Source organism: Clostridium sp. CTA-19 (assembly GCF_054767855.1).
Map to the genome: position 1 here is coordinate 124,916 of NZ_BAAABH010000006.1, position 25,955 is coordinate 150,870.

Here is a 25,955-nt window from a genome sequence, read left to right on the forward strand (position 1 = left end):
TAAAATAAGAGTTTAAATTATGTAATATAAATTATATTTAACATATATTAAAAGTTAAATATAAGTTTATAATACTATAAAAAGTCAAATAATTATATAATAATACAAAAAATGATATAATTGTATTTAAAAATGAAAATTTTGTTGCTATTGATTTATATATTTAATAATCGGATAGTTCAATGTGTAACTATAGATACTTGCTATTGGAAAAATTGTTAGAATATTATTAATATTAAGATAAGAAAAGATTATTCTTAATTTCTTTTAGGAGGTTTTCGCTTTGAACAATGATTTATTAAGGACACTAGACGACACTGAAAGAGAAAAAATTATGAGAGAGGAATTAGGGGAAGAAAAGTGTAAAGTAATAGATAAGTACGGGTTAAGGACCAATAAAAGATTATATTGGGAGAGAGTGCAAGAAAAATACCCTGTACAGGAATGCTTTAGCCATAAGTTTGCAAAAAAATCATCTGCATTAGGAATGGTTTTTCATTTATATAGATTATGTTTTGCTAAGACGAAATATTTTGAAAACAATTGGGATAAATTTGAATCTTGCATATATGATTGTAAAAATGGGTTTGTAGTTACACCAATATACAACATGGAATTTATAAGACATAAGTCAACAGGCGTAGTTATAGACTTAAGAGAGCTTTCAAAAATTCATTGGCTTCAAGATTTCAAAGATTTATGTAAATATATTGAAGATAAGGAAAATGAATTATTTAAGATATCTGTTGGAATGTAGTTTATAAATTTAATTAATAGAAACTGTATCAAAAGCAAGTTTTATTTTTGCTTTGATACAGTTTTTTTGTATTCTATATAACAATTTTTATGAAAAAGAAGTATTATAATTATGTTCATATTTTGTTGAAATTTGATACATATAAATAATTGTATAAATATCTTTAATATGCTATAAAGTTAATATAGATATGGGGGGGAGAATATGAGTAATACTGAGGATTTGCAAGATAACAAAAATAAAATTAAATTAGATGGTTTTATTAAAGAAGATATAATAATTGATGACATGGTTTTAGTTAAAAAGGGAACTAAAATAACAGAGGAAATATCTAAAAAATTAAAAGAAGTCTATATGGAAAACCCTATATTAATTAAAACAGAAAAGAGTTTTATTAAAGATTTTTATAAATTAGATGAAAAAGATATTATAAAAGAAAATGAAAGTTTGAAAGAGGCAGAAAAAAATATAAAAATATATTCTAATAGATTGACAAATATATTTAATACTTTAAACTTTGCTAATAAAAATAATATAAGTGATGTAACTATATTTTGTAAAAAAATATTAGAAGAATTAAATTCACCACGGATTATGGTTAAAAACATATTATTAAATGGGAGTGGAGAAGATAGTATATTTACACATTCTGTAAATGTAACATTATTATCGCTACTTTTAGGCAAGTGGATGAATCTTAATGATACTGACTTAATATTACTTATGAGAGCTGCTATGCTTCATGATTATGGTAAATATACATTAGATCAAAATCTTCTTCTAAAAAAAGATAATCTTACAAGTAAAGAAGTGAAAATTATTAAAAAACATCCAATAGAATCTTATAATTTGGTAAAAGATATGCCTTATTTAAAGGATGATATAAAGTTTGGGATATTAATGCATCATGAAAGAATAGATGGTTCGGGGTATCCTTTAGGTATAAAAGGTAATAAAATTCATAGTTTTGCAAAAATAATAGCTATAGCTGATGTTTTTGATGCTATAAATTCTAATAGAATATATAAGAAAAGAAGAGACCCTTTTACGGCATTAAAAATAATACAAGAGGAAAGCATAGCAAAACTTGATTATGGTTTATGTGAAATATTTATAAATAATATAAGTAATTACTATATAGGAGAATATATAGAACTTAGTAACGGTGAAATAGCTAAAGTAGTTCAAATGGATTTACATAATATTACTAAACCCTTAATATTATGTAAAGATGGGTTTAAAGATTTAAAAAAAGATACTAATTTAAATATAAATAGAATCATAATCAATGAGAGCAGTACTAGATAAAATCTATTAAAAAAATATATTATGAATGGATTTTCTAAAATTAATTAGAAAATCTTTTTTTTATAAGTAAGATTAAATATTTAACGTTAATAGGGAAATTAATTTAAGTTTTCACGAGAAATATGTAAGAAAAAGTTAAGTTGACTAATATATACAATATATATATACTGTATATAGGCATTAATACACATTTGAAATCTGCAATAGATAAGCATATAATTTTTACTTTTATTAAAATATATTTAGAATTACCAATTTGGAAACATAAATTACAGAAATGTAATCTAATTTAATACAGATATTACACTTTTGTAACTTAAATGTATATGTGAATATGATAGTATATTTATTATCATAATATATTTATAGTAATATATTTTAAATTTAAATTATTATTTGATATACATGAATGTGTATATTTTAGAATTAGGGGTGAAATTTTTTTGGACAAATATAGAGAAACTTGGGAAAAATCTAAGATTACTGTTTTAAAAGCGGTGATAGGTTTTTTAGTATTAGCTTTAGTATTGTTTGCATTAAAAGGAGAACTGAAAAATTTAAACCTTATTGAAGCGTTACATATTTTAAAGCAAGAAAAAAACTCAACAATTTTAGTAGTCTTCATAATGGGACTTATAGCAGTAGCTGTTACTACATTATATGATTTAGTTTTATGTAAAGAATTAAATATAGATGTAAATAAAAAGAAAATATTTAAAATTTCTTGGATGTCAAATACTACTAATAATTTCATTGGAGCTGGTGGAGTAGCTGGTGGTGGGTTAAGAACTGCATTTTATAAAAAAGAAGGTGTATCAACAAAAGAAGCTGTTAATATGACCTTCACTATATGGATGACAACTCTTACAGGACTTTCAGGTCTTATATTGTTAAATTTTAATTTTATAGTAAAGCTAGATAATAAATTTTATGTTATTTTAGCCATATTAATATCATTATATATACCACTATATTTAAGTATTGATAAAATTCCATATATAAGAGATAAGTTTAAGGATAGCATAGCTATAACTATGCCATTAAAAAGCAAAGTAAAAATGGTTTTAGTAGCAGTTTTAGAATGGATAGTTGCAGGAATATTTTTTGCAGGGCTAATACATTACTTTGCACCTGAAGCATCTTATTTTGAAAGTTTAGCAGTATTTTCCTTAGCAATTACAATAGGTGTTTGTAGTTTTATACCTGGAGGTATAGGTTCATTTGATTTAGCTTGTATTTATGGTTTTAAATTATTTAATATAAGTAGTTCAGGAATAATAGTAGGTATGTTACTTTTTAGAATATTCTATTACTTGATTCCATGGCTTTTATCTATGTTCTTAATAGTAGGTGAGTTATTAAATGCCAAAAGATCGAAAAAAAATAAAAATAATTTAGCACTTATAAATGAATTTGGTATAAAAGCGTTATCAGGATTAATATTTTTTAGTGGAATAGTTTTAATACTTTCTTCTATATTGCCAAATTTTCCTACTAGAGTTAGGATAGTTAGAAAGTTTTTAAGTGTACCAATGCTTCAATTCTCAGAAGTTACAGTTATAGGTATAGGATTTATTTTAATAATACTATCAAAAGGTATATTAGATAAGGTAAAAGGTGCTTACAATGTAACAATAATTCTTTTAATACTAGGCTCATTGTTGTCTTTTATAAAAGGATTAAATATAGAAGCATCAAGCCTTTTAGGGGTTATAGCATTTTTATTATATCTATCTAAAGATAGATTTTATAGAGAAAATTCACCACTTGAAATTAAAAATGCTATTTTATACACTTCAATAGTTTTAATAATGAGCTTATTTTATGGATTTATATATTTTGTTATAAATAATTCACTAGCATTTATACCATATAAGCCAGTGGTAAAGAACTTTATGTATACACCTAAGATGATGACTAGTTACTTTTTAATTTTGTTAGTTATTGTACTTATAATACATTTTTTAGCTGTTAAGAAAATTGAATTTGAATATGCAAATGATGATGAATTAGAAAAACTTAAAGAGTTTTTAAAAAAATATGATGGTAATTGCAAAACACATTTATTATTTTTAAAAGATAAGAGTTTATTCTATGCTGCAGATAATAAGGTTATTATTGGATTTAGAATGTATGATAATAAAATGATAGCATTAGGTGATCCAATAGGGGATAAAACTTTATTTAAAAAAGCTATTGGTGAATTTAGAGCTTTTGCAGATAAAAATAATATGACACCTGTATTTTATGAAATAAATGAAGAGAATTTACCGCTATATCATGAAAATGGATACAATTTCTTTAAGTTAGGAGAAGAAGCTTTTGTAAAATTGGAAGGCTTCAATTTGAATGGTAAAAAGAAAGCTGATTTAAGATATATAAAAAATAGGATAGAAAAAGGACTTTTTGAATTTGAAATGATAAATCCACCTTTCAATGATGAGCTTTTTAATAAACTAAAAGAAATATCTGATAAGTGGCTTGGTGATAGAAAAGAAAAAGGATTTTCATTAGGTTGGTTTAATAAAGAATATATGAGTTTAACACCAATAGGAGTAGTAAAACATGAAGGGGAAATTATAGGGTTTGCTACATTGTTACCAGTTTATGATGATAAAACTGTAGGTATCGACCTTATGAGATTAATACCAAATCCTCCTAATGGAACTATGGATGCTGTATTCTACTCATTTATTAATTGGGCAATAAATGAAGGATATGAATATTTTAATTTAGGTATGGCGCCACTTTCAAATGTAGGTGTCAACAAGTATTCAAAGGTAAAAGAAAGAATGGGTAGATATGTATTTACTTATGGAAATAAAGTTTATAGTTTTAAAGGATTAAGAAAATATAAAGAAAAATTTGATCCAATATGGTGTGGAAGGTATTTAGCGTATCCAGCTAATTCTAACTTACCATCTATAATAGTTGATTTAGCTAAGTTAGTAGCAGAAGCACCGAGAGAAGAGTAAGTTTTATTAAAAAATAAAAAGGACATCCCGCAACATAATTAAGTAAGGGGTGTCCTTTAAAATTATCCAATATAAAATTTTTTTGCAGTGTATAAGCAAAAAAGGTCATTAAAGAACATTTTAACTTATTAATAATTAATAAGTTAAGCTAAATTTGAAATATAATATTTGATTTTTTCTTATAAATAGTTTACATTTTTATAGTGAAGTATTTTTAAAAGGAGATATTTTTATGGCAGTTATACCGAAAGAGGCGGAAGAGAGATATTATGAAATAGAAAAAATTATAGAAGAATTTGCTATAAAATATTTAGATGAAGAATATAGCAACTTTTCTTTTAAATTATGGGAAAATCTATGTAGAAAAAATTGCAAAAAAATTTTAAAAGGAAAATCTAATGTATGGGCTTGTGCCGTTGTATATGTTATAGGGAAAATTAATTTTTTATTTGATGCTAGTGAAGAACCCTATATGAAAGTAAAAGATTTATTTTCTATATTTAATGTATCAAGTTCATCAGTAACAAAAAGGTATAATGAGATTTGTGAAATTTTAAATATTACATTGTTAGATATTAATTGGACTCTACCAAGTAATATTGAAAAAAATCCATTAACTTGGCTAATAAACTTAGATGGGTTTATAACGGATATTCGATATTCTTCAAAAAATATACAGCATAAAGCACTAGAAAAAAAACTTTTTGATTATATTCCTAATTGTGATGATTTAAAAGATGAAAAGTTTTTTGATGAGGAATTATCAGGGCAAAGTCTTGAGGAGATTTTAGATTTAAATACTCTTATAGAGATTCTTCAAGATGAAGATGAATTAGATTTAATTGATAGTGATAATATTACTAAAATAAACAATTTATCAGACATGGAAGAAATTTTATTTTCGTTAAATGATGAAAATTATTTTTCACGACAAAAATGTAAAATAATTCAGTTCCCTGTAAAAAGTAATTAATTAAATCTACTTATTAAGATAAAAAAAGGTGTCTTCATTTAAAGTTAAGACACCTTTTATTATTTATTTATCTATTCCATCCCTTGATAAAACGCCATCATAATAATAATGTTTAACTTCTTTCATTTCTGTAATGAGATCAGCTATATCTAGTAATTCATTTTGAGCATATCTTCCAGTTAAAATTAATTCTGTTTCATAGGGTTTATTTTTTAGTACTTTTAAAACATCTTCTATATTTAACAACTTAAAATACAACGCTATTGTAATTTCGTCCATAATAATTACATCATATTCCTTGCTTAAGATAATGGCTTCAATTTCTTTTAGACCATTAATAGCTATATCTATATCCTCTTTTTCAGGGCCTTCATTTATAAAACATCTGCGCCCAAATTGTTTAAATTTTATATTAGGTAAATAGTTTTCACATTTTACTTCATTATATTTCATGCCTTTTACAAATTGACCGAAAAAAACTTTTTTTCCTGCGCATACTGCTCTTACAGCAAGACCTAATGCTGCTGTTGTTTTTCCTTTACCATTTCCAGTATAAATATGAATATATCCTTTTCCCATAAAAACCATCTCCAACCATTATTATTTAAATTTAAAATACATTCAATAGTTAATTAAAAACTGTATATTATATAGGGTTCCAAGTTGACTTTTAAAATTATCCATTCCAAAACTTGGATACCCCAAATAGTGAGACATGCTCTGAATCACTTAAAATTTAACACTGCATCTTGTATGAAAATATTTTAAAGTTATTGAATAAATTTAAATTTGAGCTTGTTTCCCTATAGAATATATACTTTGAATATTTCAATAATTTCTATTTTTACATTTTATATAGTTTTATTTTAAGATAATAGTCTAAAATGTACAAGTAATGTGATATATTGATATTTAGAGAAACATTAAGAAAAAGTGAATAATATATGATTAGGAGGTAGAAATGGGGTATATAGAAGAATTAAGAAGTTTAATTGGCCATAGACCTGTTATATTAAATGGAGTGTCTGTTTTAATTATAGATAAAAATAATAGTATTTTATTACAAAAAAGAATTTGCCCTAAAAAATTATGGGGATTACCAGGGGGCTTAATGGAACTTGGTGAATCTTTAGAAGAAACAGGTAAACGAGAAGTATTTGAGGAAACAGGATTAAAGGTTGATAATTTAAAATTTTTAAAAGTGTTTTCAGGAAAAGATTTTTACTTAAAACTTCCGAATAAGGATGAATTTTATTTAGTTAATGCAGTATATTATACATATGATTTTCAAGGAGAATTAATATTAAATGAAAGCGAAGGAAGTGCATTAGAGTTTTTTAGTATAAATGATTTGCCAAAGGAGATGGTTAAAAGTCATAGGTTGTTTATAGAAACGTATATATCAAATATTTTAAGTTAAAAGTGTTATGATACAATAGAATTATTAAAATGTATTATTTGAATTATTTATTGATGAATTAAATTTTTCAATAGATAATTTCATATATTATTCAAAGAATATTATTTAAAATTTAAATATTTGTGAATATTTTCGTTAAAATATGTTTATTAAGGCAGATTTGTAGTATACTAAATATATAAAAAGCCTTAAAAGGTTTATATAAATTCCCAAAATAACTTTAATTTTGATTGCTTTATTTTTAAATAAAGCAATCTTTTTTTATAAAATAAATTTTAAAAATTCTTAATATTGTGTTAAAATAATAAAAATAAGAAAATTTAAAATAAAGAGGTGGTTTTATAAATTAATATAGCAAGCTTATAAGTTTGTTATTATTTTGGACAAGCTTTAATATAATCTTAAATTTAAGGCTATATATTAAGAAACTATTTAAACTAATGTAAAAGGAGTTTTGAATATGACAAAAGTTAAATTTTATAATGTACACCATATAGACAACAAAAAAATATCCTTTGCAGCGATAGTTGCAAAATATAAAGACCATTGGGTTTTTATAAAAGATAAAAATGAAAGTACATGGAGAATTCCATGTGGATATCATGAAAGTAATGAACATATTGAAAAATATGCAGAAAAAGAATTAATGAAAACAGTTGGAGCAAAAAAATTTCAAATATCTCCAGTATGTATGTGTTCAGTGGTGGAAGATGAAAATGAATTTTTAGGTCAGCTATTTTATGCTAAAATAGAGGAGTTAGATGAAATGGAAAAATTAGAGGTTGAAGATATAGAATTTTTTGACACTTTGCCTAAAAATTTAACTTATCCAGCAGTACAGTCATTTTTATTTAAAAAAGCATTAAATTATGAAAACAGTAAAAAGCAATAAAATGTTAATGAAAAAGGGAATTTTATATGTTGATAAGAATAAATATAGTTGATATATATACATGTAAAATAATTAAATGGTAAAATTATGAGTTTTATTATTAGAAGAGCAACTAAAAATGATTATCTAGAAGTTAATGTTTTAATGAGTGAACTTCATAGTTTACATGTAGATGGAAGACCAGATATATATGTTAAGGTTGATAGTCCTTTAGTTAAAGATTATTATAATATATTGTTAGAAAGTGGACTTTATGAGGTTTTTGTATTAGAAGAAGATGAATCTATTTTAGTTGGTTACACTATTTTAGAAATTAAGGAAAGTCCATCAAGAAAGGAACTTGTTGAGAAAAAATTTGTTTATATGAATGATTTATGTATAAAAAAAGAATATAGAGGTAATGGGTTAGGTAAGATTTTATTTAATGTTGCTGTAGAATTTGCAAAAAAAATAAATGGCGAAACATTAGAACTTGGAGTATGAAATTTTAATGAAAGTGCTATAAAATTTTATGAACATATGAGTATGAGTGTAAGAAATATAAGAATGGAGTTAAAATTATAATTATGCTTTAAAATAAGAATAAAGATTAGTGTTTAAGGTAACCTTAAAAGTATAAAATATTTTAAGGAGGACACTATGAGAAAACGGTTTAAAGCAATAGTAAGTTTCATAATTTTATTTAGTGTAGTTTTAACTTTTAACTTTAGGTATAATATAAAAGTTTTAGCAAAGGGAGAAACTGATAAAAAATTTGTGGTATGTATTGACCCAGGACACCAAGAAAAAGGTGATAGTAAAGTTGAACCTATTAGTCCTGGAGCTTCTCAAAAAAAACCACGAGTTTCTTCTGGAACTGCAGGGGTTGGAACAAAAAAAGCTGAATATGTGGTGAACTTAGAAGCATCATTAATATTAAAAGAACTTTTAGAAGAAAATGGGTATGAAGTAGTTATGACAAGAGAGACCAATGATGTGAACATAAGCAATGCAGAAAGAGCGGAAGTTTCTAATAAGGCAAAAGCAGATATGACTATAAGGATTCATTGTGACAGCTTAAACGATTCAGGAAAAACAGGCGCATCCATACTAATACCATCTAAATCTGCTAAACATACAGATGATATATATGTAAAAAGTAATGAATATGGAAACATTCTAAAATCATCTCTTCAAGGTCAAGGAATAAAAGTTAATGGAGTTTTTGAAAGAAATGATATAACAGGTTTCAATTGGTCACAAGTTCCAGTTGTTATACTAGAAATGGGGTTTATGAGTAATTGGAATGAAGATAGAATGCTTTGTGATATAAACTATCAAAGAAAATTAATGGAATGTGTTAAAATATCATTAGATGAATATAAAGAAAATAATAAAAACTAGAAATATATTTTCTAGTTTTTATTATTTTAAATATTTTGGATAAATATAGTAATTAGTAATGAACTTTTATTAAGTGAAATCTTATGTTGGAATTACTAAAACCAAGGTCATAAGGTACAAGAAGTCTATCGGTATTATGGCAAGTTACAAGGGGATATCCTTTAGAATCAAGACCAGTTACCGTTGATACATGAACTATTTTCCCGTTTTTTTCATATGCTACAAAGTCTCCAGGTCTTAGATTGTATGAATCTTTATAAATTTCTTCATAAGTACCTTTAGCAATATAAGAAGCTCTTCCACTGTTTATCATATAGTTTTTAAAGGACTGGGCATTAACCCAAGCTTTTGAGCCATCTCGTCCTTCATAGTTCCAAAGTTTATTTTTCTTAAACCCAGCACCTTCATAAAGTATTTGAGAAGCAAAGTTTGCACAATCTCCACCTTTAGGATTGAAATTTGTATATTCTTTATTATATTTAAAGTTATACTCATCATCATAAGCTATTCCACAGTATTTATGGGCATAATCAATAGCTTTTTCTAGTTTTTCTGTTAAATTAATTTCTGGACAATCTTTTGAAAGTATATATTCTTTCATTTCTTTAGATTTTTTTATGTTATCTAAATTTAATGAGTCTGCGAAAGGATCTGTGTACCATTCTTTTGTTATCACATACTTATCATTTTCCTTTTTTAGATTTATATAGTGTGAGGTTCCTAAACGAAATTTATTATGAATGTCAGGGGAAGTTATATAGCTATAATCAAACTCAGTTGTAGCAGAACAAACTATGCCATATATCCCAGGTTCTTTTTCTTTAACCTTTCTAACCTTTAATAAAGATTGAATATTATTAAAGGTTACAGCTTGTTTTTCAGACCAATTTTTAAGATAATCAATTTTTTTATTCTCACTTTCATAAGCCCATAAACTAACTTTTTTATTTAAATCATAAAAAACTTTTAATCCTTCACTATCACCAGAAAGTATTGATTTGTTTCTTTGATCAAATAAATCATTTAAAAGTACATGAAATTCATTTTTTAATTGCTCATTTGCATCCGGTGATTGTTCAAAGGTGTGCATATCTTCACCTACAAAATAATATGGATTTGCAAATGCTAATGAAATGTTTGAAAAAGACAAAAATAAAGTTAAAATGAAGCCTATAGGAATTTTATTAAACTTTCTCATTATGTGTCTCCTTTATTAGATAATAATTTGATTTGTTAATTTAGAAAAGTATATACATATATTTTGTCATTATTTCTGAATAATATATATGGAAATTGTAGTAACTAATATATTTAAAAAATGAATATATTTTTTTATTAACACAAATGTATTTTATTTAATAAAATGACTATAAGGGATAATATAATTTTCCTTTTAATATATTATATGTAAGTTTAGATTTAATTATAAAACTCATGTAGTATGTTAATATCTTATATTATATTTTAGAAGGTGATGAAAGTGATTGGGTATTATTCAATGCCTCATCCACCTATGTTAATTAAAGAAATAGGAAAGGGAGAATAAGAAAAAATTCAAGAAACTCAGGATTTTTGTGAGCAAATATGCAAAGAAATAGAATTAAAAGGTGCAGAAACCACAATAATAGTAATACCTCATGGAACTTTATAATGGAGTGTTTATAACTTTGTATGTATGAGAAAGTCTTAGAGAATTATGGTAAGTGTATATTCAACAACTAATAATTTAGGTGGGAAAATAGTTAAGAAAGTATAAAAAATCTGTGGCACTACCAATTATGAAAAATATTACAACTATAAGAGGAGCAGTTAAACTTAGCCCTTGAAAGTGTTAATATTTTAAAAGATGATGATTATAAAATGCAGCGTTTTAAAGTTAAAAGGTTTGAAGAATAAGACAATACTATAAAAAAGAATCTACAGGTATTGAAATTAAAAAGTAGGTTCTTTTTTGTTTCAATTTAAATTTTTATAATATATAAAGTTTTTCAGTGTGTAACACTTATATTTAAACATTAATATATAGATATTATACATTAATATTTAGGAGGAATTTTATGAGTTATGATAACACTATAATTATAACCGGTGATAAAAGTAAATTAAAAAACTTTTATAATGATTTTAAAAAGGATGGAAAATTTAGTTTGTCTAATATAATATCAGAGCCTTTTAAAAAAAATATTGAAGATAAAAGGGGAATTATTGTAGATAAAAATCTTTTGAATAATAGAGTTTTAAGACTTGTATATAATAAGAAGCAAAGAGATGTATATAAAAAAGTACGTAATGATTTAGTAAAAAAAGTATGCAAAAATAATGGGTTAGTTCCCAAAGGTATAAAAAAGGATAATCCAATAAACTATTATTTATATATAAATAATAAAACAGGTAGTATAGAGTTTGATATTAATGCATGGAGATATATTCATTGGGGTAACAATGTTGATGAAGGAAAAAATATATACTATGAAGATTTAAAGGAAGATAGAATATTGTTAAGAGCTACAAATAATGGAGTATTCCCCTTAGAGTTTGTTGTCTATTGTGAAAAAAAGTATAAGGGAATAAAATTTAGATGTTTTACAGATAAGGATTATGGGAAACCTGACATATATGAATTTATCATAAATAAAGAGAATCGTACTGCAAAGATGTTAAGATATAATAAAATGGATTTTATGATTAATATAATGGAATTTGACAAAATGACTGCTTATAAAAAGCTTTATGATAATTTATTACAAGAGTTATTGCTTAAGCATAAGTATGACAAAGAAGAGCTTGTACAGTGTAGTATATTTAAAACTGCATTAGAGGCAGCTTATGAATACAATATAGATTTAAAGGGCACTTGTAGTGAAGAATTAATAAAAATAAATAAAATATAAATAGTTTTATAATAAAAATCTAGAGTATTAAATCTCTAGATTTTTATTATATGTACTTTAAGTAAAAATATTACTTTAAAAGAAGGATTTGAAAAATAGTTATTGAATTATAATTATATAAGGTAGATTCACGAATTGGAATTAATGACTGAAAAATTTATCTGTTAAATAAGGAGCAAAAAAATGAATTCAGGGAAAAATATTAAGCTAAAATTATCTAACTCATTTCCAGCGTTAACGCATAAATATTTTAGGTATTTTTGGTTTGGTCAATGTGTATCTTTAATAGGTACGTGGATGCAAAGTACAACACAAGGGTGGCTGGTACTGGAAATAACAAATAACAATACCTCTTTTTTACTCGGTCTTATAAATGCGCTTCAATTTACCCCAATGATGATTTTTTCACTTTTTGCAGGTGTTATAGTAGACAGATTTTCTAAAAGAAAATTACTTATATTTACCCAAATAGGTCTTATGTTAATGGCAGTAATACAAGGGCTTTTAGTACTTACAGGATTGGTAAGATTCTGGCATTTAGCCATAATAGCATTGGTTACTGGATGTATAAATACTATAGATATGCCAACTAGGCAATCTTTTGTAATAGAACTTGTTGGAAAAGAAGATCTTATGAATGGTATAGCATTGAATTCTTCAGTTTTTAATGCAGCTAGGATTTTAGGACCTTCTATAGCTGGTATAATAATAGCTTATACAGGAATAGAAGTATGTTATATTATAAATGCAATATCCTTTGTACCAGTTATTTATGGTATTTTTAAGATAAAATCAAAACCTGTAAAGATTAATCATAGTAAAAACATGTTAAGGGAAATAAAAGACGGACTTATATATATAAAGGGTAATAGAAATCTTGTAAAAACTTTTTCTTTAATAACTATAATGGGAATATTTGCATTTAATTATAATGTTCTAATTCCATTATTTGCAGTTGATATATTAGGACTTTCAAGTAAGGGATATGGCTTTTTAATGTCATCTTTGGGTATAGGCTCATTAATAGGAGCTCTTACAATGGCCACAAAAAGTAAAAATGGTCCTAAGTTTAAGCTTATATTATTTGCTGCATATATTGTATCTATTTTACTTATTATTCTAGGAATTAATAGAGGACAATATATTATGGCTTTATTGCTTAGTTTAGTAGGAATGTTTAATATAACTTTTTCAACCAGTGCAAATTCTACAGTACAATTAAATTCAAAAGATGAGTATAGGGGAAGAGTTATGAGTGTATATAGTTTATTGTTTGCAGGTGTGGCACCAATAGGAAGTCTTTTTACAGGTACTATATCAAATGATTTTGGACCATCTAAAGCATTTATATTTAGTGGTATAGTGGCAATAATTTTTATAACTGCTGTATATTTTATAGATAAGACAGTTAAAAATAAGTATGTAAACATAAGTGATTAATATACAAAACTACTATAAGGTACGCTTTATAGTAGTTTTGTATTTATGTAGCTAATGTAAAATATAGGTTAAAAAAATAAAGTTTTATTGATACATTTATTATTTATTGGTATCATGGTAGAGTGATTATGCAAAAATGAAATCGAAAATATAACATAAAAATATGTAGTAAAGCAAGTAATTTTAAATTTAAAGAAGATAAGGAAGTGAAGAAATGTACATAATTAATTTTATTAGGGGATTCTGCATGGCATTAGCAGATAGTGTACCTGGAGTGTCTGGTGGAACTATAGCGTTTGTATTGGGGTTTTATGACAAGTTTATAAATTCATTAAATGACATTGCATGTAAGGATAAAGAAAAAAGAAAAGAAGCTGCATTTTTCTTGATGAAAATAGGAATTGGGTGGGTGATAGGACTTGTTTTATCAGTTTTATTATTAGCATCTATATTCGATGAACATATATATCCAATTAGCTCATTATTTATAGGATTTATTATTATGGCTATACCAATAATAATAAAAGAAGAAAAAGAAAACTTTTTAGGAAAATATAAGAATGTGATATATGCAATATTAGGAGCAATTCTTGTATGGGCTATAACATATTTTAATCCAATGAATGGAGCTGGAAGCATAGATATATCAATAAATAGCTTATCGTTATCACTTGGTTTATATGTATTTTTCGCAGGCATGATAGCTATATCAGCTATGGTACTTCCAGGAATATCAGGTTCAACATTACTTTTAATATTTGGATTATACATTCCAATAATAAGTGCAATAAAAGAAGTTTTAACTTTAAATTTTACATATTTACCAATACTTATTATATTTGGCTTTGGAGTTTTATTAGGAATTGCAGTTACAATTAAAGGGGTCAAATTTTTACTTGAAAATTATAGATCTCAAACTATGTATTTTATATTAGGACTTATGATAGGTTCAATATATGCAGTAATTATGGGACCACAATCTTTAGAAGTTCCAAAATTACCAATGAATTTTAAAACATTTAATATTATTTTCTTTATATTAGGTGGAGCTTTAATACTAGGACTTGAAAAGCTTAAGGCTTATTTTGAAAATAAAAGTAAATAGTAAAAAAACTACTGAAATTTTCAGTAGTTTTTTTGTGGAAATTATATAAATAGGTTTAATCCAGAATCTTCTGTTGCTCCTAGATAAGAAGCTACACCACCAAGGTCTACGCCAGGTATTAGTTCCTCATGTTTTATACCCATGAGTTCCATAGACATTGTGCATGCAACAAGCTTAACACCCATTTTTTTTGCGTTTGTTATTAAGGTATCTAAAGAATCTACATTGTTTTTATCCATAATGTGTTTTATCATTTTTGGGCCCATTCCAGCCATATTCATTTTAGAAAGTGGTAATTTATCAGTGTTATTTGGCAACATTACATCAAACATTTTTTCTATAGTGTTTTTAGAAACTGAAGGTTTGCTTTTCTTTTTCAAAACATTAAGACCCCAGAAAGTAAAGAACATAGTAACCGGTTTTCCCATTGAAGCAGCTCCAGTAGCTATTATAAATGAAGCTATAGCTTTATCTAAATCACCACTAAACACCACCATTGTAGCTCCATCTTTTTCGGTAGAATTACTGCATAAGTTAGGTTTGTTTTCTAAAGAGTTATTTCTACCTTTCATAATTTTTGTTATATACATTTTTTTATTATTATCTCTAGTGTTTTCAATAAGTGTATTACCTGTATTTTTACACCAAGAGGAAATATCATTTTTAAAACCTGCATCGGTAGAAGTTATTTTTAAAATATCTCCATCTTTTAATTTTGACATTTCTTCGTATACTTTTCTTATTGGACCAGGGCATTGAAGACCACAAGTATCAAGGGTTATAATGGTTTCATTATTATTTTTCACTATAGATTCTCCTTTATTATCATTATTTTCATATGAAGAATGATGTTGAACAATTGGTTTTGAATTTTTATAGGTTCTATATCCACCATCTATATTTTTACATTTAAATCCGTTTAAAGTAAGGATTCTTGAAGCAATATAACCTCTTAAACCTGCAGCACAATAAACATATATTAATTTATCTTTTGGTAGAGAAGATAAATTATCACGCAAAGTGCCAAGTGGAATATTCATAGCATTCTCTATATGACCTAAATCAAATTCTTCTTTTTCACTTACATCTAAAAAGAAACTTTTTTCTTTTACTAAGGCATCTATTTCATGCCATTGAATTGTATCAACATAACCATCAATTATATTTGAAGCAACATAGCCTGCCATATTCACAGGGTCTTTTGCTGAAGAATATGGTGGCGCATAACAAAGCTCTAAATCTTGAAGATCAAATACAGTTAAGTCACTTTTAATTGCAGTAGCAATTACGTCAATTCTTTTTTCAACACCGTCTGCACCAACAGCTTGAGCACCTAATATTTTACCGGTTTTAGAATTAAATATTAATTTTAAATTTATTATAAAAGAACCAGGATAATAACTAGCGTGAGAGCTTGGATGTATATGACAAGTTTTATACTCAATATTATGCTTTTTTAAGGTCTTTTCGTTGTTGCCAGTAGATGCGACGGTTAAATCAAAAATTTTAGCTACTGAAGAACCAAGTGTTCCATTATAAGGAGTTCTTTTACCACATAAAGTGTCTGCTAAAACTCTACCTTGTCTGTTTGCTGGCCATGCAAGTGGAATCATAGTAGGTTTTTTATTTATATAATCCATAACTTCAATAGCATCACCAAGAGCATATATATTTTCATCATTAGTTTGCAAATACTTATTTACTACTATAGCGCCTCTTTCATTTAACTTTAATCCAGCCTTTTTAGCTATTTCACTTTCCGGTTTTACACCTATAGAAAGTATAATTAAATCTGTATTAAGCTCCTTACCACTATTTAAAATTACAGTTTTACCGTTATTTTTAAAGGATTTAACGCCATCTTCTAAAATTAAATCAACACCAAATTCTCTTAAATGATTATGGACAATAGAAGCCATTTCAAAATCTAAAGGTGCCATTACTTGATTGCTCATTTCAACTAGAGTAACTTTTATTCCCCTATTAGAAAGATTTTCAGCCATTTCTAGACCTATAAAGCCGCCACCAATAATTGTAGCATTTTTAGGATTAGTATCATTTACAAAGTTTTTTATTTTATCAGTATCTGGAATGTTTCTTAATGTGAATAAATTATTACACTTATCAATTCCAGGAATGTTAGGTTTTATAGAAGATGCGCCAGGTGAAAGTATTAACGTATCATAACTTTCAGTATAAGTTTCATTAGTTTTTAGATTTTTAACAGTAATGCATTTTTCAGGTCTATTAATATTAATAACTTCACTAAAATTTCTAATATCCATATTAAATTTTCTACTCATTCCTTCTACAGTTTGAAGTAAAAGAGCATCTCTAGATTTAATTTCACCGCCTATATAATAAGGTAAACCACAGTTAGCAAAGGAAATATATTCACCTTTTTCAAACATTATTATTTCATTTTCTTCATTTAATCTTCTTAATCTTGCAGCAGTGGAAGCACCACCAGCAACTCCACCTACAATTAGGATTTTTTTGCTCATAAAAAACCACCTCTTAATTAATATTTTTAAAACATAATATAAGGATAAAATGATATAAATGCAATAACACTATTATGGATAAATTTTAATAGTGAAATAAGATTTAATATCAATTACTTTAAAAAGCGTATAATTAATATAAATTTATTATTTATATATTAAAAATGTATTTAGTTTGAATATAATGATATTTTTTAATTTTAAGAAAAGTAAAATTATAAATTTAGTATATCCTAAACTTTATTTAAGATTCGTAAATATATTTCAAAATATAAGTTAATTATAATTTTGTAATATAGCTTATTGTAATAAAATTGTAAAATATATTATTATTATATTTAAATAATACGATATCGTTACAAAATAGTCAATAAAAAATATAGTGAAAATTTATATATGTTTGAAATTATTGTAGTATATGATATAATTAATGGAATTTTATTATAAGGAGCGTTAGAAGATGGAAAATAAAATAAATTTAAATGAACTTTTGGAAATATATAATATGGAACTTGATGATGTTAAAAATCTTTATAATAAATCAGAAGGAGTTGTTATTCTAATTTCACAGGAAGATATAAAAGCAGTAGAAGATGGAAAAAAAGTTGAAGACTTTGATGAGTGGAAAGAAGAAATAATTCTTAATGCTCTTGATTATAAAAGTAACAAAGATAAGTATATAGAGTTCCCAAGAAGAGAAGACTTTGATGAATATTTTATAATGGAAAAGTTTATACAAAATTGCAATGACGAAAATTTGAAAGCGGAGCTAAATTTAAATATTAGTGGTGAAGATGCATTTAGAGCATTTAAAAGTGCATTATATAGATTAGATTTAATTGATCAATGGTATAATTTTAAAGATAAAGAATTTTTAAAGTTTTTAGCTCAATGGTGTAACAAAAATGAAATTGAATATATTTTAGAAATTTAAGGTTAGAATATAATGAAAAAATAATGAATTTAAATGAATAATAAAAATATTTTGGCAAATCTATTGAAAATAAGAGCTAATATGGTTATAATAAAGATGGTAAAAAGTTAATAATGATTTAGGTACCTTTAATTAGGTATAATAGGGAAAGTGGTGAAAATCCACTACAGCCCCCGCTACTGTATACGGATACGAAATCAATATCCACTGGAATTTATTTTTCTGGGAAGGATGGTTAAGGTTAAGCCGTTAGTCAGGAGACCTGCCTAAAACATGCAATAACATTGTAATTTCGGAGGGAAGTTAGGTGTATCACGAAACTTTTTGTCTTTTATTTTAAAAGGCTTAGTTAATACGCTGTCAGTGATATATACCTCCAAAATTATGGAGGTTTTTTTGTTTGTAAAAATAGAAACAAGCTATTCAAAGTTAGAAAAACATTACTTTTATAGTGAAGAGGCCCCAAAATTACATTTTAATTATATATTTTGGTAGTTTTGAAAGTAAGTAGATGCTTGAAAATAAATTAAATTCTAAAATATATTTAGAATAAGGTTTTAAAAAATTTACAAATAAAATAAATCCCTATATTAGATAGTAAGATATATAGCCTAAGAATTCCAACGCTACAATAGCTTTTTACTATAATAGTAAATTGCAAAAATCTAAAAGCATATAATTAGGTATGTTTTAATGAAGATTTATTTAAAATAAAACAATGAGGTTTTATTTTGAACGGTATATAAAAATTTATAATTATTTCTTATGAAATTAAAATGAAGTAAATAAAAATTAAAAAGTCAATATAAATGAAAGTTTGGTTGTGAAAGTTAACATCATATAAAAATAAAAAAAGTAGAAATTTATACCCACATATAATGACTACAAATAGAGCTGAAATAGAGAAATAATATAAATTATAAATATATACTGTGAAAATTAAACAACGGAGTTTAATTTAATGAGTTTTTAAAATGATTTTTGCAATTTATTTTTAAATGTAATCATGTTTAAAATTCATGCAAATTTTACAAATATTATATTGAAATTATATTTTTTTAATTTATAATTATAAGTGTTGTGTTATAATATAAAAATAAAATTTAGAAAGGAACAGGTAAATAGAAGAATGAATAATTAATCTACTTTCGATGAATAGTTATGAAAGCTAATATAAGCCTTATCAAAAGGTTTTTTTATGATGCTTTTAATAATTCTGTGAGTAGATGTGAGCCTGTTTGCTAATTTTTATTATAATAGTATAGTACACATATTGATTTCCATGTTTTTAAATTTATGTTGCTGATGAATAGAATGTTAAATTTTATTTAGGTGACTATTTTGTAGTGTTTATATTATTATAAATATTTAGTTAGATATGTGAATCTTCTCCAGAATTAAAAGGAGGAGATTTTTTTTATGTCAAAAATAAATTTTAAAGATATGAGTTTTAACTATATTGGAAGCTATGAAAATATTTTTGAAAATGTAAATGCTTCAATAGATACAACTTGGAAAACTGCTATCATAGGAAGAAATGGTAGAGGCAAGACAACAATTTTAAAACTTATAAATAAACAATATAAACCATCTAAGGGGACTGTTGAATTTAATGGAGAAAGTAGTCTTTTCCCAATATATATATATAATAAAAAGGATACTACTATTAACATAATTAAAGATATTATAGGAAATTATAGACTTTTAGAAGAAAAAATAGACAAATATTTTAAAAACGGTATAAGTGAAGAGGAATATTTAGTTGCTTTACAAGAATTTTTAGAGATAGATGGATATAACATTGATTTCTTGATAGAAAGAGAAATAGAATATATGGGATTAGAAAGGGAAATACTAGAAAGAAGTTACGGTAGTTTGAGTGGTGGGGAGCAAACAAAAATACAAATAATTGCATTGTTTCTTCAAAAAAATAATTTTATATTATTAGATGAACCTACTAATCACTTAGATGTGGAAGGAATAGAAGTTCTTTTAAATTATTTAAAAAAGAAAAGTGGATTTATAGTGGTGTCACATAATAGATATTTTCTTGATGCTTTAGTAGATCACGTTCTTTATATAAATAAAAATTCTATAGGAATAGAAAAAGGCAATTATAGTTCCTGGGAGAAAAATGAAGAATCAAAAATTCAGTTTGAAAAAAGAAAAAAAGAAAAATTAGAAAAAGAAGTTAAAGAATTAGAAAAAGCAGCAAGACAAAAGAGAACTTGGTCTTTTAGAAGGGAAAAGGAGAAGATTGGTTCTGGAGATAAAGGATTTGAGGGAGCAAGAGCTGCTAGAATTATGAAAAGAGCAATTTTAATAGAAGGCAGAATAGAAGAGAATTTAAATGTAAAAAAAGAACTTTTAAAAGATTATGAAAGAGAAAGAAAACTTAAATTTGAATCAAGTAAAAAAGGTGAAAACATATTATTAGTATCTAATATAGTTGTTTTAAGGGGGAATAAAAGAGTTATAAAGGATTTATCTTTTAATATAGAAAAAGGTGACAGAGTTGCAATTAAAGGACCGAATGGTAGTGGTAAGACTACTCTGTTACATGCCATATTAGGAATTTTAGAATTAGAGGAGGGTATAATAAAAGTTGGTAATAGGTCAAAGATAGTATATGCATCTCAATTTCCTAAATGGGCGAATGGATTTTTGAGAGATTATTTAAAAGATGAAAATATAGATGAAACTAGGTTTAGATCTATACTTGGTTGCATGGGTTCAGACTCAAAAGTCTTTGAAAGAGAATTATCTACATTTAGTGTAGGAGAATTAAAAAAAGTAGACTTAGCTTACTGTTTTTATAAAGATGATTGTTTTCAAATTTGGGATGAACCACTAAATGGTTTAGATATAGCATCAAGAAAACTTATAGAAAAAGCAATATTAGATTTTAAACCAACTATATTGTTTGTGGAACATGATAGATGTTTTATTAAAAATATAGCTACTAAAGTAATAAATTTGAATATTAATTATTAAATTAATTAAAGAAGCTAAGTTTTTATTAAACATATATTTTGACCTTAGCTTCTTTAAAATAAAGATATTTAAAAAACAAATAGATGTAGTTTAATCATTTAAAAAACCAATAATTAGTATTATTTACTTATCAAAAAAATAATTGTATAGTTTAATAGTATATTTTAATTGTTGAGTATTTTTGTAAGATATTCAATATAATTTAAAAATGAGTTAAAGAGAGGAGTATATTGGCATGTAAAAGTTTGTGCTAATAAATAGAATAATGAATAAAAAAACAAAGTTAATATTAATTACAATGACATTAGCATTTTCAGTATTTTCTTTTAGTGGTTGTTCTAACTCTGATAAAGGTAACGAATCAGCAACATCAGATATAAAAACCATTGAATCAAAAGAAGTTAAAGAAAATATTGAGAAAAGTGATTGGATTATTGTAGATACAAGGGAAAATGATGCTTTTAATGGATGGAAACTTGATAATGTTTCAAGAGGAGGACATATAAAAGGAGCTACAGATTTTTCAGCAGCTTGGTTAAAAGTTGATAATAAAGATAAAGATACTACATTAGATAAAGTATTAGAAACTAAAGGAATATCAAAGGACAAAAATATAGTTTTATATGATGGTAATGGTAAAGATGCTGCAGAAGTTGCAAATTACTTATCAAATAAAGGCTATAGCAATCTTTATATATATGATATTAAAGATTGGGCTCAGGATTCTAATAATCCTATGGAAGCCTATGAAAATTATAAAATGTTAGTACCATCATCTTGGGTTAAAGATTTAATAGATGGAAAACATCCTGAAACATATGATGGAAAAGATTATAAGGTATTTGAAGTTTCATGGGGAAAAGAACAGGATTCACCAAGTTATTTGAAAGATGGACATATACCTGGAGCTATACATATTAATACTGATGATATAGAAAAAGGACCGCTTTGGAATAGAGTTTCTGATGAGGAACTTGAAAAATTCGCAGTTGCAAATGGAATAACAAAAGATACAACTACAGTTTTATATGGAGATGATTCAATGGCTGCATTTAGAGTTGTAACTATATTAAAATACATGGGTGTAGAAGATGTTAGAATATTAAATGGTGGAACCAATAAATGGGTCAAAGCAGGATATGCATTAGAAAAAACAGCAAATAAACCAGTACCAGTAAAAAGCTTTGGTGCTAAGGTTCCAGCAAATAAGAATTATATAGTTGATTTAGATATGGCAAAAGATATCATAAATGATAAGAAAAATAGTAAATTGGTAGATATTAGAAGTTGGGAAGAGTTTATAGGAGAAACATCAGGATATGACTATATAAAAACAAAAGGACGTCCAGCAGGTTGTGTTTGGGGGCATGCAGGAACAGATGCGCAGAGTCTTCAAGATTACAGAAATATAGATAATACAATGAGAAATAAAGATGAAATAATTAATATGTGGAATGAATGGGGAATAACTCCAGATCAAAGACTAGCATTTTATTGCGGAACCGGTTGGAGAGCAGCAGAAGTTCTATACTATGCAGATGTTATAGGCGTAAAAAACATAGCGCTTTATGATGGTGGATGGAACGAATGGAGTGGAAACACAGGGAATGAGCCAAATCCTATAGAAACAGGGGATCCAGTTAAGGTAAAATAAATGAAGATAAAAAATATATTAAATTGGATGTTTTCATCAATACAAGTAGGAATAATAATATTTGGTATAGTTATACATCAATTATCGACCAAAAAGATGGGTGTCATGCGTTCATTAATATATAGAAATCATGTGTGGAATAGTAAAAATATAGATAAAACACTGATATGTATTTTAATGATAACGGCAGTAATTCTTTTGATAATAACTATATACAACTATAAAAAGAATAAAGTGTGGAATATAGTGAATTTTATTATTCTTATATTAAATATTTTAGCAATAATGTTTATGACAAAATTAAATTCGGATTTAATCCTGTCATACTATGTTTTATCTATGTCAATTACAATAGTTTTTGTAATTGAAGTTTTAAAAAAACTATTATTAAAACAACAAAATTAGGATGATTGGTTATAAAACAGATATTACTTATAAAAATATAAAGGTAATATCTGTTTTTATATTTGAACGAAATCATATTATATAAAGTTATTTCCAAAACAATAGTTAGACTTACATTCTCTTTTGTTCCTATATTGAACAAGTTAAAAAGCATATATAATATATTCCAAAAGCTTTTTTAAAAGAGTGAATTTAATGTTTAAAGTAAGAAATCAAGGTGTTTATTCCTTTATTATGGAATTATAAGTATGATTTATATATAATGGTAATAAATACTTAGAATACTTATATTAGTAAAGGAGAAATAGACATATGGATAAGAAAAAAAATACTATAGCTTTAAATTTAATAAGTGATATAATTTTGGCTGTAATTATTATAAATTTTATTGATTATAATTTTATAATAAAAATTTTAATGATTATAGCTGTATCATTAATTAATAAATTTATTATAGAAGAAACAATAAAATCTATAAATATAGAACTAAAAAAGATTAAACTAGAAGATTTTCATTATTTAGGATTAAATCCAAAAGTTCAAATTACAAGAAAAATATTAAGTCTTATAGTGATATGGTGTTTTTTTGTTGCAATATTAACAGTAAATAGAAGTAATAACATTAAGTTGTGGAGTATATTTCCTGTATTTATAATAATTATACTGTTTATTTGTGATTTTTATGGTCCGTCATTAGACCGTTGTAAATTAAAGGATGGCATTATTTACACATTAGAGAAAAGTAATTATACCGGCTATGGGATTTTAGGAAGAAAAGTTGGAGGATATAAAAATGGAATAGTTATTGATAAGTTAATTTTAGATAAAGAAGAAATATTAATTGTTGATATGAGTAAAGAAGGTTTAGAAATAAAATTAACTAAAAATAGGAAATTTATTATAAAAGACATAAAAGCAGCAGAATATTTACAAGAAGTAATAAAAAAATTAGTATTGAATTAGATTATAACCATATATAATAATCAATAGGAGTAAAGACAGATTATGATAAAAAATTTTGTAAGAAATCAAGTTGTATTAAGTATTGCTGTATTTTTAGCATTGATAACCTCATTTATTTCCTCACCTAAGATAGAATATATAGATTTTAAAGTTTTAATTTTATTATTTAATTTAATGTTAGTAGTAGCAGCATTAAATAGTTTAAAAGCGTTAGAAAAAGGAGCAGTTATACTGCTTAAAAAATGCAAAACTTATAAAATGGTAAGTATTATGTTGGTAGGAATGACATTTATAGCAGCTATGTTTATAACTAATGATGTTGCATTAATAACTTTTGTTCCATTTGCTATAATAGTAGGTAAAAAAGGGAATATAAAAATCATGAAAATTGTAATACTTCAAACGTTAGCTGCAAACTTAGGAAGTGCATTTACACCAATGGGTAATCCACAAAACCTATTTATATACTCTTACTATAATATGGGTGCTATTGAATTTTTAAAAACAACATTACCTATAATAATTTTAGGAATAATATTTTTAGGTATTTTAATAGGAATTATGAAAAATGAAAAAATAGATTTTAAAGTTGAAGATGTGAAATTAGAAAAAGTGTATAAACTTTTAATAACATTATTATTATTTTTAATAATAATATTATCTGTATTTAATATAGTAAATTATAAATTTGCATTTATACTAACAGTAATAGCAATTTGTGTCATAGATAGAAAGTTATTATTTAAAGTAGATTATTCTTTGTTAATTACTTTTATAGGGTTTTTCATATTTATAGGAAACATATCTCAAATGAATGCCATTAAGGTATTTATGGGGAATATTTTAAATGGTGGACAAAAAACATACATATGGTCAATAATATTGAGTCAGGTAATAAGTAATGTACCAGCAACAATGTTAGTATCTGGATTTAGTGAGTATGGAAAAGAATTGTTGTTAGCAGTTAATGTAGGTGGGATGGGTACAATAATAGCATCACTAGCAAGTGTTATATCTTATAAAATATATACAAAAGAATATGAAAGTGAAGGAAATAAGTATCTTAAAATATTTACAGTATATAATTTATTAGGACTTATAATATTTATTCCAATAATTTCTCTTCTTATAAAGTAGTATATCATGCTTTGATATAATATTTTGATGATTAATTATTTATATACTGTCAAAGCTTTATATAAAGACAATCATTTTAGGAGGGATTTTATTTTGGCTAGACAGGCAAGAGTCAAAGCAGAAAATGCAATATATCATGTAAGAATAAGAGGATGCAAAGCAAAACCTTTGTTTGAAGATAATTATGATAAAGAAATGTTTATGGACAAAGTATCAAAAA

The 25,955-nt window shown here is 25.3% G+C and carries 20 protein-coding genes and 1 riboswitch; of the genes, 17 read left to right on the forward strand and 3 right to left on the reverse strand.

Going from position 1 to position 25,955, the window contains the following annotated elements; genetic code table 11:
- The first annotated feature begins 283 nt into the window (after window positions 1–283).
- The 4 genes from ACYUE0_RS05300 (at window position 284) to ACYUE0_RS05315 (ending at window position 6,013) form a co-directional block, all read left to right on the forward strand.
- Complete coding sequence (locus tag ACYUE0_RS05300) at window positions 284–757, forward strand: hypothetical protein (RefSeq protein ID WP_460269760.1); 474 nt, start codon at window positions 284–286, stop codon at window positions 755–757.
- Window positions 758–961: 204 nt separating this feature from the next.
- Window positions 962–2,065, forward strand: coding sequence for an HD-GYP domain-containing protein (locus tag ACYUE0_RS05305; RefSeq protein ID WP_460269761.1), 1,104 nt, complete (start codon window positions 962–964; stop codon window positions 2,063–2,065).
- Window positions 2,066–2,508: 443 nt separating this feature from the next.
- The gene (gene mprF, locus ACYUE0_RS05310) at window positions 2,509–5,040 is read left to right on the forward strand and encodes a bifunctional lysylphosphatidylglycerol flippase/synthetase MprF (protein WP_061995223.1); all 2,532 of its coding nucleotides are present in this window, start codon (window positions 2,509–2,511) and stop codon (window positions 5,038–5,040) included.
- Window positions 5,041–5,272: 232 nt separating this feature from the next.
- Window positions 5,273–6,013, forward strand: coding sequence for a DUF6398 domain-containing protein (locus ACYUE0_RS05315; protein ID WP_460269762.1), 741 nt, complete (start codon window positions 5,273–5,275; stop codon window positions 6,011–6,013).
- A 63-nt stretch (window positions 6,014–6,076) separates the two neighbouring features.
- Here the strand turns inward: ACYUE0_RS05315 and ACYUE0_RS05320 are convergent, their stop codons facing one another.
- Window positions 6,077–6,592: a cob(I)yrinic acid a,c-diamide adenosyltransferase gene (locus tag ACYUE0_RS05320; RefSeq protein ID WP_061996616.1), complete on the reverse strand. Its 516-nt coding sequence runs from the start codon at window positions 6,590–6,592 to the stop codon at window positions 6,077–6,079.
- 382 nt (window positions 6,593–6,974) lie between these two features.
- Between ACYUE0_RS05320 and ACYUE0_RS05325 the strand changes: the two genes are divergently transcribed.
- The 4 genes from ACYUE0_RS05325 to ACYUE0_RS05340 all read left to right on the forward strand — a co-directional run bounded on the left by ACYUE0_RS05325 (window position 6,975) and on the right by ACYUE0_RS05340 (window position 9,708).
- The gene (locus ACYUE0_RS05325; RefSeq protein ID WP_061996615.1) at window positions 6,975–7,433 is read left to right on the forward strand and encodes an NUDIX hydrolase; all 459 of its coding nucleotides are present in this window, start codon (window positions 6,975–6,977) and stop codon (window positions 7,431–7,433) included.
- Between the two features lie 460 nt (window positions 7,434–7,893).
- Entirely contained in the window at window positions 7,894–8,325 is a 432-nt protein-coding gene (locus ACYUE0_RS05330; protein WP_061996614.1) for an NUDIX hydrolase, read from the forward strand.
- A gap of 87 nt (window positions 8,326–8,412) precedes the next feature.
- Window positions 8,413–8,808 carry a GNAT family N-acetyltransferase gene (locus tag ACYUE0_RS05335; RefSeq protein ID WP_460269763.1) on the forward strand — a complete coding sequence of 132 codons (396 nt, stop codon included), beginning with the start codon at window positions 8,413–8,415 and terminating at the stop codon, window positions 8,806–8,808.
- 156 nt (window positions 8,809–8,964) lie between these two features.
- Window positions 8,965–9,708 carry an N-acetylmuramoyl-L-alanine amidase gene (locus ACYUE0_RS05340; protein WP_460269764.1) on the forward strand — a complete coding sequence of 248 codons (744 nt, stop codon included), beginning with the start codon at window positions 8,965–8,967 and terminating at the stop codon, window positions 9,706–9,708.
- 52 nt (window positions 9,709–9,760) lie between these two features.
- On the opposite strand, the gene ACYUE0_RS05345 is transcribed toward ACYUE0_RS05340, so the two are convergent.
- Window positions 9,761–10,906, reverse strand: coding sequence for an amidase domain-containing protein (locus tag ACYUE0_RS05345; RefSeq protein ID WP_460269765.1), 1,146 nt, complete (start codon window positions 10,904–10,906; stop codon window positions 9,761–9,763).
- 859 nt (window positions 10,907–11,765) lie between these two features.
- Between ACYUE0_RS05345 and ACYUE0_RS05350 the strand changes: the two genes are divergently transcribed.
- From ACYUE0_RS05350 to ACYUE0_RS05360, 3 genes are all read left to right on the forward strand, one after another.
- Window positions 11,766–12,599: a hypothetical protein gene (locus ACYUE0_RS05350; protein ID WP_061996610.1), complete on the forward strand. Its 834-nt coding sequence runs from the start codon at window positions 11,766–11,768 to the stop codon at window positions 12,597–12,599.
- Window positions 12,600–12,782: 183 nt separating this feature from the next.
- Window positions 12,783–14,039 (forward strand): MFS transporter, encoded by a 1,257-nt coding sequence (locus ACYUE0_RS05355; protein WP_460269766.1) that lies wholly within the window; start codon window positions 12,783–12,785, stop codon window positions 14,037–14,039.
- Between the two features lie 214 nt (window positions 14,040–14,253).
- The gene (locus ACYUE0_RS05360; RefSeq protein WP_460269767.1) at window positions 14,254–15,144 is read left to right on the forward strand and encodes a DUF368 domain-containing protein; all 891 of its coding nucleotides are present in this window, start codon (window positions 14,254–14,256) and stop codon (window positions 15,142–15,144) included.
- Window positions 15,145–15,185: 41 nt separating this feature from the next.
- Here ACYUE0_RS05360 and ACYUE0_RS05365 read toward each other — a convergent pair whose 3' ends face one another.
- On the reverse strand, window positions 15,186–17,648 hold the full coding sequence (locus ACYUE0_RS05365) for a CoA-disulfide reductase (RefSeq protein WP_460269768.1): 2,463 nt from the start codon (window positions 17,646–17,648) through the stop codon (window positions 15,186–15,188).
- Between the two features lie 460 nt (window positions 17,649–18,108).
- Between ACYUE0_RS05365 and ACYUE0_RS05370 the strand changes: the two genes are divergently transcribed.
- The 6 genes from ACYUE0_RS05370 to ACYUE0_RS05395 all read left to right on the forward strand — a co-directional run bounded on the left by ACYUE0_RS05370 (window position 18,109) and on the right by ACYUE0_RS05395 (window position 25,735).
- Complete coding sequence (locus ACYUE0_RS05370) at window positions 18,109–18,582, forward strand: UPF0158 family protein (RefSeq protein WP_460269769.1); 474 nt, start codon at window positions 18,109–18,111, stop codon at window positions 18,580–18,582.
- Between the two features lie 103 nt (window positions 18,583–18,685).
- Window positions 18,686–18,866, forward strand: a riboswitch (cobalamin riboswitch).
- Window positions 18,867–20,001: 1,135 nt separating this feature from the next.
- The gene (gene abc-f, locus ACYUE0_RS05375) at window positions 20,002–21,576 is read left to right on the forward strand and encodes a ribosomal protection-like ABC-F family protein (protein WP_460269770.1); all 1,575 of its coding nucleotides are present in this window, start codon (window positions 20,002–20,004) and stop codon (window positions 21,574–21,576) included.
- Between the two features lie 265 nt (window positions 21,577–21,841).
- Window positions 21,842–23,230 (forward strand): rhodanese-like domain-containing protein, encoded by a 1,389-nt coding sequence (locus ACYUE0_RS05380; RefSeq protein ID WP_460269780.1) that lies wholly within the window; start codon window positions 21,842–21,844, stop codon window positions 23,228–23,230.
- Window positions 23,231–23,635 carry a hypothetical protein gene (locus ACYUE0_RS05385; RefSeq protein ID WP_460269771.1) on the forward strand — a complete coding sequence of 135 codons (405 nt, stop codon included), beginning with the start codon at window positions 23,231–23,233 and terminating at the stop codon, window positions 23,633–23,635.
- 312 nt (window positions 23,636–23,947) lie between these two features.
- Window positions 23,948–24,598 (forward strand): hypothetical protein, encoded by a 651-nt coding sequence (locus ACYUE0_RS05390; RefSeq protein ID WP_061996603.1) that lies wholly within the window; start codon window positions 23,948–23,950, stop codon window positions 24,596–24,598.
- A gap of 42 nt (window positions 24,599–24,640) precedes the next feature.
- The gene (locus tag ACYUE0_RS05395; RefSeq protein WP_460269772.1) at window positions 24,641–25,735 is read left to right on the forward strand and encodes an SLC13 family permease; all 1,095 of its coding nucleotides are present in this window, start codon (window positions 24,641–24,643) and stop codon (window positions 25,733–25,735) included.
- Window positions 25,736–25,955 lie beyond the last annotated feature (220 nt).

What these genes read in the sequence shown, in the direction of transcription:
- ACYUE0_RS05305 (WP_460269761.1), top strand. Translation starts at nt 962, where the DNA reads ATGAGTAATACTGAGGATTTGCAAGATAACAAAAATAAAATTAAATTA.
- ACYUE0_RS05315 (WP_460269762.1), top strand. Translation starts at nt 5,273, where the DNA reads ATGGCAGTTATACCGAAAGAGGCGGAAGAGAGATATTATGAAATAGAA.
- ACYUE0_RS05320 (WP_061996616.1), bottom strand. Translation starts at nt 6,592, where the DNA reads ATGGGAAAAGGATATATTCATATTTATACTGGAAATGGTAAAGGAAAA.
- ACYUE0_RS05325 (WP_061996615.1), top strand. Translation starts at nt 6,975, where the DNA reads ATGGGGTATATAGAAGAATTAAGAAGTTTAATTGGCCATAGACCTGTT.
- ACYUE0_RS05330 (WP_061996614.1), top strand. Translation starts at nt 7,894, where the DNA reads ATGACAAAAGTTAAATTTTATAATGTACACCATATAGACAACAAAAAA.
- ACYUE0_RS05335 (WP_460269763.1), top strand. Translation starts at nt 8,413, where the DNA reads ATGAGTTTTATTATTAGAAGAGCAACTAAAAATGATTATCTAGAAGTT.
- ACYUE0_RS05340 (WP_460269764.1), top strand. Translation starts at nt 8,965, where the DNA reads ATGAGAAAACGGTTTAAAGCAATAGTAAGTTTCATAATTTTATTTAGT.
- ACYUE0_RS05345 (WP_460269765.1), bottom strand. Translation starts at nt 10,906, where the DNA reads ATGAGAAAGTTTAATAAAATTCCTATAGGCTTCATTTTAACTTTATTT.
- ACYUE0_RS05350 (WP_061996610.1), top strand. Translation starts at nt 11,766, where the DNA reads ATGAGTTATGATAACACTATAATTATAACCGGTGATAAAAGTAAATTA.
- ACYUE0_RS05355 (WP_460269766.1), top strand. Translation starts at nt 12,783, where the DNA reads ATGAATTCAGGGAAAAATATTAAGCTAAAATTATCTAACTCATTTCCA.
- ACYUE0_RS05360 (WP_460269767.1), top strand. Translation starts at nt 14,254, where the DNA reads ATGTACATAATTAATTTTATTAGGGGATTCTGCATGGCATTAGCAGAT.
- ACYUE0_RS05365 (WP_460269768.1), bottom strand. Translation starts at nt 17,648, where the DNA reads ATGAGCAAAAAAATCCTAATTGTAGGTGGAGTTGCTGGTGGTGCTTCC.
- ACYUE0_RS05370 (WP_460269769.1), top strand. Translation starts at nt 18,109, where the DNA reads ATGGAAAATAAAATAAATTTAAATGAACTTTTGGAAATATATAATATG.
- abc-f (WP_460269770.1), top strand. Translation starts at nt 20,002, where the DNA reads ATGTCAAAAATAAATTTTAAAGATATGAGTTTTAACTATATTGGAAGC.
- ACYUE0_RS05380 (WP_460269780.1), top strand. Translation starts at nt 21,842, where the DNA reads ATGAATAAAAAAACAAAGTTAATATTAATTACAATGACATTAGCATTT.
- ACYUE0_RS05385 (WP_460269771.1), top strand. Translation starts at nt 23,231, where the DNA reads ATGAAGATAAAAAATATATTAAATTGGATGTTTTCATCAATACAAGTA.
- ACYUE0_RS05390 (WP_061996603.1), top strand. Translation starts at nt 23,948, where the DNA reads ATGGATAAGAAAAAAAATACTATAGCTTTAAATTTAATAAGTGATATA.
- ACYUE0_RS05395 (WP_460269772.1), top strand. Translation starts at nt 24,641, where the DNA reads ATGATAAAAAATTTTGTAAGAAATCAAGTTGTATTAAGTATTGCTGTA.